Genomic DNA, 3,050 nt, shown 5'->3' on the forward strand with positions numbered 1-3,050 from the left:
TTAAAATGACAGAACGCATTTTGGCAAGCCAAACAATTTAGTGTAAGCTTAACCCTGCGGCTGCTGGTATTGCAGCAACTCCTAAATCCCCAAGCTCGTTAACTGCACCCGCAATCATTAAACCCCACCCACCCCTAATAAATCGTGAGTAAAGTGGAAGCTAGAAAAACAGATCGACAACACCGCAAATCAAATAATCCCAATCCGCAAATGGTGCGTCGTCAGCCTACTAAAAAGCGCAGCAGAGTAGCCTTATGGTTGTGGTTGGGACTCGGTAGTATCGGCGCGTTTTCGGCTGCTGCGGGGGCTTTTTTAGCGGTTTCACTGACATCTGCACCACTGCAACAGCGGACACTCTCGGCAGCAGATGAAGCATTTTTCAAGCAAAACGGTCGGGAGGCTTTCTCCCGAAATTTATTACAAGTACCAGAAGTTTCTCAACCAGTCAATATTCTTTTACTCGGAATTAAAACTAATATTTCTGATGTCAAGAATAGCAATGGCAAAGAGCGCAAAAAAACTGGCTATGATGCGGAGGTAGATTCCCTCGACGGCTTATCGGATACGATCATGCTGCTGCGCTTCGATCCGATGACCAAACGCACGACTTTTATGGGGATTCCTCGCGATACCAAGATCGAGCGGACGGGACGCGGTACCGAAAAGATTAATGCCGTAGACCAAGAAAGTGGCCCTGCAGCCGCAGCGCTGGAGGTAAGCAAGATTTTGGGTGGGGTGAAGATCGATCGCTATATTCGCGTCAATAATCTGGGAGTTGCCAAGCTAGTAGACGAACTCGGCGGGGTAACGGTAACGGTGCCTAAAGATATCAAATATCAAGATGACTCCCAACATTTCTATGTCAATCTCAAGGCTGGCAAACAACATCTCGATGGGATGAAACTCCTAGGATTGCTCCGCTACCGCCACGATGCTAATGGCGATATCGGTCGGATGCAACGCCAGCAAATGGTCGTTAAAGCATTACTCGAACAATCGCTCAACCCCATGACGATTACGCGAATTCCGCAGCTATTTACAGTCATTCAGCACCAGGTCGATACCAATCTTACCGTCGAAGAATTGCTGGCATTAGGCGGATTTTCGATGCAAAATGGCAAGTCCAAAATGCAAATGCTGATGATGCCAGGAGACTATAATGGCGACGGTAAACATGGTACGAGCTACTGGTTAGCCGACCAGAAAGGGATCCAAAACATGATGGCGCGGTACTTCGACCACGGTCAAATATCCTTAGAGCAAACTAACGCTGAAAATCTGCGGGTCAATATTCAAGATACCAGTCATTTCCCCGATGCTACTGCTCGACTTATCAAAAGGTTGAATAAAGCAGGTTATCAAAACGTGCATCTCGACAATAATCTCAAAATTAAGGAAGATCTCCCCACTACTCAATTTATCGCTCAAAAAGGTAATCCGATCGTTGCTGAGGGTTTAGCTAGTTTATTAGGATTTGGCGAAGTCAAAGTCGATAGTTCTGGCAGTCTGTACTCTGATGTGACGATTAAACTCGGTCGCGATTGGCTGCAAAAAGAACAAGACTACAAATCACTCAATCAAACAGTGAATTAGTTAGGGGTTAGGCTTTAGGCTTTAGGAGAAATTATGGAGGAAAGCAATAGAAAAGATTTTGTTTTTACGGTCGCAGGAGGTCTATTAAACCGAGTAGAGGCAATGTCTTGACCCTGCTCGGTAACAGCCTGAAAATCACGACCTACTGTCTAAAATACATCATCTTCAATGCCGATCCACCATTCACCGAGATTCATTAGATCTTGGTGAATGTCTTCTATTTGCCGATTGTATTCCTCGATCGACAAATCGGCTTTGGCTTCTGCTAGCTTTTGCAAGCGTAACTGTACTAGTAGCCAGGATTTACCGATGCCATCTGTCGCTTCGATGTAGTGGGCGAGGTCGTTGCTATTCATCGGGAGTTAGTAAATAAGGCGATCGATAGTAAGAGATTAGCCACTGTGTTAAGCTTTGAGCGATCGCTCGAAGCGACGATTTACCTGTTGCCAATTAATCACATTCCACCAAGCGGCTAAATAGTCGGGGCGGCGGTTTTGATAGTTGAGGTAATAGGCATGTTCCCACACGTCATTACCCATAATGGGGTAAAGACCTCTAGAGATCGGACTGTCTTGATTTGGGGTAGTAATAATTTTGAGCTTACTTTTGTCATTCACCAACCATACCCAACCACTCCCAAATAACTTGGTACCCGCCGCATTAAATTGAGACTTAAAGGTATCGAAACTGCCAAACTGCTGCTCGATTGCCGCTGCGATCTTACCTGTCGGCGCGCCGCCAGCTTTTGGTGCCATAATTCGCCAGTACATTGTGTGGTTGTAATGACCGCCACCATTGTTTCTGACGGTGGTTTGAATATCTTTGGGCAAGGTGTTCAGACTAGTCAGCAGTTGCTCGATCGTTTTTGTTTTGAGTTCGGGATATTTATTGACTGCGGCATTGAGATTTTTGACATAAGCGGCATGATGCTTGTCATGATGAAACTTCATCGTGGTGGCGTCAATATGGGGTTCTAGCGCCTTGTAGTCGTAAGTTAAGGGCGGTAGTGTAAATGAATTGGTAGCGGCAGTTGTAGCGACGGGAGCTGCCCAACTAGCATTATCGACACCCCCCAACCAAGTGCCCGCTGCACCGACGCCGACTAAATACAAGAAATTACGTCTGGTAGTCATGATGAGATCGACAGATGAAATATGTTACCAGTCTGACATATTTCGATCGCCTGCCACAGACGATCGTTGGCGTTGGCATCCTACGGTCGGTAATCGCCAGCACTCGGGGATTTGCGCTAAGGTGAGATTAATAGCAGCCAATTTCAGCGAAACGATCGGGACGAGAAAGTTAATCCGAGCCTAGAATTCCGGTACACTGTGGAATGGAGAAATTATATCAATCACAGTTAAGTTCAATGGAAATCGGTCAACAAGTTAAAGTTTTTCGCCTCAGAGATCGCGTATCAAATGGCGTTGTGAGTAAACTAGGTAAAGTAGGGACGG

General features: G+C 46.0%; 4 protein-coding genes. 2 read left to right on the top strand and 2 right to left on the bottom strand.

What is annotated here, in order from left to right; genetic code table 11:
- Nucleotides 1-144 precede the first annotated feature (144 nt).
- A complete protein-coding gene (locus RMO35_RS08505; protein WP_309740226.1) occupies nt 145-1,593 on the top strand; it encodes an LCP family protein in 1,449 nt (482 codons plus the stop codon).
- A 149-nt stretch (nt 1,594-1,742) separates the two neighbouring features.
- Here RMO35_RS08505 and RMO35_RS08510 read toward each other — a convergent pair whose 3' ends face one another.
- On the bottom strand, nt 1,743-1,949 hold the full coding sequence (locus RMO35_RS08510) for a hypothetical protein (protein WP_309740228.1): 207 nt from the start codon (nt 1,947-1,949) through the stop codon (nt 1,743-1,745).
- Nucleotides 1,950-1,997: 48 nt separating this feature from the next.
- Nucleotides 1,998-2,726, bottom strand: coding sequence for a superoxide dismutase (locus RMO35_RS08515; protein ID WP_309740229.1), 729 nt, complete (start codon nt 2,724-2,726; stop codon nt 1,998-2,000).
- Nucleotides 2,727-2,962: 236 nt separating this feature from the next.
- Here RMO35_RS08515 and RMO35_RS08520 point away from each other — a divergent pair.
- Nucleotides 2,963-3,050, top strand: an 88-nt coding sequence (locus RMO35_RS08520; RefSeq protein ID WP_309740230.1) for a cytochrome b6f subunit family protein, incomplete at its 3' end; no start/stop codon positions are given.

The sequence above is a fragment of the Chamaesiphon sp. OTE_20_metabat_361 genome (genome assembly GCF_031364565.1).